Annotated in this window: 5 protein-coding genes and 1 pseudogene; 3 read left to right on the top strand and 3 right to left on the bottom strand. The window is 68.1% G+C overall.

Annotated elements, in window-relative coordinates; translation table 11 throughout:
• The 3 genes from I6U14_RS03440 to I6U14_RS03430 form a co-directional block, all read right to left on the bottom strand.
• A partial coding sequence (locus I6U14_RS03440) for an ABC transporter permease (protein WP_296896901.1) occupies positions 1-1423 on the bottom strand: 1423 nt, incomplete at its 3' end.
• On the bottom strand, positions 1420-2127 hold the full coding sequence (locus I6U14_RS03435; protein WP_296896899.1) for an ABC transporter ATP-binding protein: 708 nt from the start codon (positions 2125-2127) through the stop codon (positions 1420-1422). The genes I6U14_RS03440 and I6U14_RS03435, both read right to left, overlap by 4 nt.
• A 118-nt stretch (positions 2128-2245) precedes the next feature.
• The gene (locus I6U14_RS03430) at positions 2246-2482 is read right to left on the bottom strand and encodes a hypothetical protein (RefSeq protein WP_296896897.1); all 237 of its coding nucleotides are present in this window, start codon (positions 2480-2482) and stop codon (positions 2246-2248) included.
• Positions 2483-3047: 565 nt separating this feature from the next.
• On the opposite strand from I6U14_RS03430, the gene I6U14_RS03425 reads away from it, so the two are divergent.
• The 3 genes and pseudogenes from I6U14_RS03425 to I6U14_RS03415 form a co-directional block, all read left to right on the top strand.
• A complete protein-coding gene (locus I6U14_RS03425; RefSeq protein ID WP_296896896.1) occupies positions 3048-3590 on the top strand; it encodes a DsrE family protein in 543 nt (180 codons plus the stop codon).
• 251 nt (positions 3591-3841) lie between these two features.
• Positions 3842-5059 (top strand): glycoside hydrolase family 57, encoded by a 1218-nt coding sequence (locus tag I6U14_RS03420; RefSeq protein ID WP_296896895.1) that lies wholly within the window; start codon positions 3842-3844, stop codon positions 5057-5059.
• Between the two features lie 119 nt (positions 5060-5178).
• Positions 5179-5731 (top strand): annotated as a pseudogene (locus I6U14_RS03415) (glycosyl hydrolase family 57); the annotation flags it as partial.

Below are 5731 nucleotides of genomic sequence, written 5' to 3'. Positions count from 1 at the left end.
GGCTGGCGCCGACGATGACCAGGAAGAGCGCTACGAAGCCCCAGGTCATGGAGCGCCCGGATAGGGGGATCAACGCGACCCCCAGCGCCATCACCAGTGCGCCGCCCGCTGCGAGCCAGGGCAGCAGCCGTTGCCCGCGCTGCTCCACCAGGGTGCGGCGCGCTACGTCCCGCGGCTGGGAGCGGGCCGCTTCCAGTGCCGGCCCGAGGCCCGCCAGCAAGGTGACGCCGATGCCTAGTCCGATTCCCTTGGTGAGCGACAGCCAGTCCAGGTGCAGGCTGCGCACGCTGAGCTGGAAGTAGACATCGTTGATGGTGCGCGTCACCAGCTGCACCAGCCCGGCGCCCACGGCGATGCCCGTCAGCACGCCCAGCAGCGCCCCGATGGCCGCCAGCACAAGTGCCTCCACAAGCACCAGCGCGAAGAGCTGCGAGCGGGTGACGCCCTGCATGCGGAGCGTGCCGAGCAGCGGGCGACGCTGGAGCACTGCGAAGGTCATGGTGTTGTAAACGATGAAGCCGCCCACCAGCATCGCCAGCAAGCTCATGGCCGTGAGGTTGGTGTGGAAGGCGCGGGTCATCTGCGCCAGCACATTGGTGCGCTGGGCGGTGGTGGTAAGCCGCAGTCCCGTGGGCAGGGCGGCGGCGACGCGCTCGGCCTCCTCGTCCGTCAGGATCAGGTCGATGCGCTCCACCTCGCCGGTGCGCCCGGTGGCCTCCTGTGCCGTGGCGATGTCGGCGACGGCCAGACCGCCTACCCCTTGCGATTGCCCCTGGCCAGCGCCGCCCTGATCCGGCAGCAGGGCAGCGATGCGCATGCGCCGGGTGCTGTTGCCGATCTCGACGCTGATCTCATCGCCGGCGGCGGCGCCTATGGCCGCCCCGTCCGCGGCTGAGAGCAGCAGGGTATCCGGCTCCGCCAGAAGGGTCATCAGCGCCGCCGCGAGCCCATTCCCGCCATCGCCCTGCGCCGCGGCGCCGGCGAAGAGCGCCGGGCGCATCGGTGCTGCGGCAATCACGTCCAGCCCCAACAGCGTGAGGCTTCGCTCGCCGATGCGGATGGGGGCCTCGATGACCGGCGTAGCCAGGTCCAGCCCCTGCTCGATACGCAGTTCAGCATAGGTCGCATCGGGGATGCCGCCGGCCGCGGCCTGGATCTGGTGTGTCGCCGGGCCCGCCACCTGCTCCACCGACAGCCGGAAGCCGCGGCGCGCGCTCTCGTTGGCAAGGTCCACGGCGATGACGACAGCCACCCCCAGCGCAATGCCGATGATGGAGAGCCAGGTCTGCCATGGATGGCGCGTCAGGTAGCGGCGGCTTGCGCTGAGCAGGGCCGGTGGCAGGCGGACGGCATCGACGGCGGCCGCAACCCGCGCGCTGAGGCCACGGCGCGCCGAGGTGCTGTCACCCGGGGCGTTGCTCACCAGGATAGGGCCTCCGTGTCCGCACAGAGCCGTCCCTCATCCACGGCGAAGGCGCGGTCGGCGATTGCCGAGACCTCCCGGCTGTGGGTCACCAGGATCAGCGTGTGGCCCTCGTCCCGGAAGAGATGGGAGAGCAGCGCCAGCACCCGGTGCCCAGTCTGAGCGTCTAGGTTGCCGGTCGGCTCGTCGGCAAGCACCAGCGCCGGGTCATGGATAATCGCACGGGCGATGGCCACACGCTGCTGCTCGCCGCCGGACAGTTGGTCCGGGAAAGCACGCTCGCGCCCCGTGAGGCCCACCTTGTCCAAAAGCTCCGCAACGCGCTGCCGGCGCCGGGCAGTCGGCACGGTGTTCAGCTCCAGCGGCAGGGCCAGGTTCTCAGCGACGCTCAGAGTCGGAATCAGATTGAAGAACTGGTAGATAAAGCCGATGTGCCGGCGCCTGAGCAGGGTCAGCTCCGGCTCGCCCATGGTAGTGACGCTCTGGCCCATGATGCGCACGTCGCCGGCGTCGGGCTGGTCGATACCGGCGAGCAGGTTCAGAAGCGTAGACTTGCCGGAGCCCGATCGCCCCACCAGGGCCACGCACTCCCCGGGGGCGACTTCAAAGGCCACGTCCCGCAGGACCACGCGGCGCTTCCGGCCCTCGGCGTAGGATTTGCTCAGGCCCTGCACCTGCAGGGCTGGGGTGGTGTGCTGATCCATGGGCGCAACAGGTTCCAGGGCTGGTGAGTTGGTAGGACGCGCAAAACGAAGCGTGCCCGCCGCAGGCACCGGCGTAACGTGCTCTCGCGTCGCCCCGTCGGCGGCGAGGCAGCTCAGCTCAAAGCCACTTCACCAGGTAGTAGAGCTTCTGCCCCTCCGATGAGCTGGACGGCCCGTAGACCACCGCCGGGTGCAGCTTGCGCGACTCGTCGCGGCCGGCGCGGGCGGCTTCCTCCGACTCCACCACGGTGACGCAGCCCTCCGGGAAGCGCCCGCGGCGGCGGTTGGCGGCCTTCACCAGCGCGTAGCGCTCGGCCAGCGATTTGGAATCCGGATCGACGATGATGCGCTGCATAGTGGGTATCTTGCGATGGGCTCGCGCAAAAGAAGACTTTGGCTCGACACAAGGTGACCAAGGGCTGCCTCGAGGTTCTCGGCGCCGCGCCCGCTGCTCGACAGCATCCCGCAACGCCGCGCTGCTGTGCGACTGGACTGCTTCGCCTCGCGCGGCGAGCCAAGCCAGAAGCTCGACATCGACCCGGAGTGTAACCGACTGCCGGCAGGGCAACGACACGCGGAGGTTTCACGCGCAGGTTTCTGGAACCGCTGGCTTGTCGGCGACCGCGGGCAGCAGAGGTGTCCGGCGGCAGGCAGGGGCGGGGCTGACGAATTCGGCCGTCGCTGACTTGCATGGGCGCACTTCTGGGGGCGGCGGTACGGCTGGAAGGGTCACTCGCCGAGCGTCTGCATCCGCGCATCCTGTGCAAGCGAATGCCCGCCGGTGCGGCGGGTCTGGCTTGACCTTGTCGGCACGGCCCTAAAGTTCTCCGCGCCGGGGCCATCGCCGGTTGGTCTTTCATAGTGCGGCCTCGTCAGCGCCCCAGGCAGATGACGCCGCGTAACGTGCTTTGGTGTGGCTCATGTTCTGGTGCAGCTTCGAGCGTTTCCCTGCGAGGTCGCTGACATACTGGCTGCTGGTGGCCGGCGCCCTCGCTGCCAGTGGTGCTTCGGCCGATGACGTGGCCGCTTCGACGGATCTCCCAGAAATTGATGAGGTTCAGCGACTGGTCGATGCCGGGAGTCCGCCGGCTGGCGTGATGTTCAATGTGCTGGAGTACGACGAGGGCGCGCTGGAATGGGCGGCCCCACGCATTGAGCGGTATGTGCAGATACTACGCGGCACCTATCCAGGACTAGACGTCGCCGTCATCTCCCACGGTGACGAGATCATGGCGCTGCAGACGAGCGAGACTCATTTGTACCGGGGCGTGCACGATCGATTGGAGCGACTGACAGGGGAACAGGGCCTGGTGGTGCACGTCTGCGGGGCCTACGCCCGGGCCAATGGCGTCGACGCAAGCGAGTTTGCGGACTTCGTCGACGTGGTCCCTCTGGCGACGACGCAGATCGAGGACTACCGTGCTTTCGGCTATGTGACCATTTCTCTGGAGGCGCCGCGCTAGGCCGATACCGATTCATCCGAAGCGCAGCGCGTCTGACTGGCATCGGTGCGCGGTGAGGTCGCAGTTCTGCGATGGCTGAGAGCTCCACCGCGGACAGCCTTCGCGAAGGCCCGAGAATCCGGCGCCCGGGCAGCACTGCTGTAAGGCGCCGATCCGTTATCATGAGGCGGCCCGAGCCGCAGCGCACCCCCGATTGTGCTTTTGCCTGCGCCTTGTCTTGATCAGGTCCTCCGTCCGGAGCAATGCCGCCCATGCCCGCCCATCATGCCCTGGTGCTGAACCTGCACCAGCCCGCCGGTAACCTGGAGCACCTGCTGGCTCACGCCACCTGGGAAGCCAAAGAAATCCTCTTCGCGCTGGACCGGATTCCGCGCAGCCTCTGGGGACAGGAGGACCTCGCCCGGGTGCATCTGTCGTTGTCCGGAACCCTACTTGAGACCCTCTCAAGCCCTGCCTTCCAGGAACGAGTCTACGGCATCGTCGACTGCGGCAAGCTGCTCTGGCACCTGCAGAATACTGAGCTGTTCGAGATCCTCGGCACGGGCTATTACCACCCGGTGCTGCCGCTGATCCCGCCGGCGGACCGCCCGGAGCACCTGCGCCGCTGGCAGGACCTCGCCCGGCATCTGTTTTGGCGTGAGCAGTTCGCCGGCTTCTGGCCGCCGGAGATGGGCTTCTCCATGGAGCTGATTCCGCTGCTCAGGCAGTTCGGCTACCGCTACGTGCTGGTGGACAGCGCCCACGTGGAGCCCGTCACGCCCATGGACTGGCCGGAGCTGCGCTATCGCCCGCACATTGCCCGCTACGACGGCGCGGAGATCATCATCGTGGTGCGCGACCGCGAGCTCTCCGATGCACAGGAGTCGGGCATGGAGCTGGACTGGTTCCTGTCCGAGGTGGCCGAGCGCACCCGCTGGTGTGGCTTCGAGCCCCTGGTCACCACCGCGACCGACGGCGAGAACGGCGGCTGGTTCCGCAACGTCACCGAGGGCGCCAACTACTGGAGTGCCTTCTATCTGCCCCTGCTCGAACGGGTGCGCGAGGGCAGCGCCGATATCCGGCCCAGCAGCATCAGCGACTACCTGGACCAGCACGGCGCCCATGGCGAGGTCCATGTCGGCACCGGTGCCTGGAACACCGGCTGGCATTCTGGCCGCGGCTTCACCCAGTGGACCGGCTCGGACACCCAAAAGCGCATGCTGGCGCGCTATGCCGCCGTGAGTGCACAGCTGCGGGCCCTGGTGCACCAGGGCGCGGCGACGGCGCCGGACGACCCGGGGCTCCTGGCGGTGTTGGAGGAAGCCCGCTGGCGCCTGCTGCGGGCGGAGACCAGCTGCAACCTATTCTGGGGCGAGGCCTGGGTCGAGCGCGCGGCCGCCGACCTGGATGCCGCCGACGCCGCCCTGGCCGATGCGGAACGCCATTTGCACGGCCGAGCGTCGGCCGGCGGGGCGAGCGGGTCGCTCTGAGCGCCGCGCCCGGGGCCGCCCGCAAAGGTCGGGCTGAGTAACACCGACGCCCGCCATCGCCACCCGATGCCAACCCATCCAACCGTTCATCACGCAATCAATTTGTTAGGAGCAGCCACATGCCTGAGCTTCCCGAACAGATCGAAGGCCTGCCGAATATCTCCGGCCAGGAGCAAGACATCGCCGCCGCCATGGCGCGCGGCAAGGAGAAAAGCCTGTCCGACATCCCGGGCGGCGTGGACTTCGGCCGTATACGCGCGGCGGCGGCCATCGCCCTGCACCAGCACCAGCCGCTGATCCCGGCCGGCGGCGACGACCTCAAGACCGCGGCGCTCATCAGCAACCTCCAGTACATGATGGAGCACCAGGACATCGGCGATAACCACAACGCCCCCGCCTTCGTCTGGTGTTACAAGCGCATGGGGGAATTCATCCCGCAGCTCATCCACGAGGGCAAGTCCCCAAGGGTGATGCTCGAGTACTCCGGCACCCTGCTGCACGGCCTGCGGCAGATGGGCGAGGGGCACGTCATCGACGCGCTCAAGACCATCACCATGAACCCGGACTACAACTGGGCCGTGGAATGGCTCGGCATGCCCTGGGGCCATGCGGTGGCGCCGTCCACGCCGGTGCAGGACTACCGGCTGCATGTGCAGGCCTTCCAGCACCACT

The sequence above is a fragment of the Thiohalocapsa sp. genome, assembly GCF_019695415.1.
Lineage (GTDB): Bacteria > Pseudomonadota > Gammaproteobacteria > Chromatiales > Chromatiaceae > Thiohalocapsa.
The sequence above is the reverse complement of the archived record's forward strand: the minus strand, read 5'-3'. Positions and strand labels throughout refer to the sequence as shown.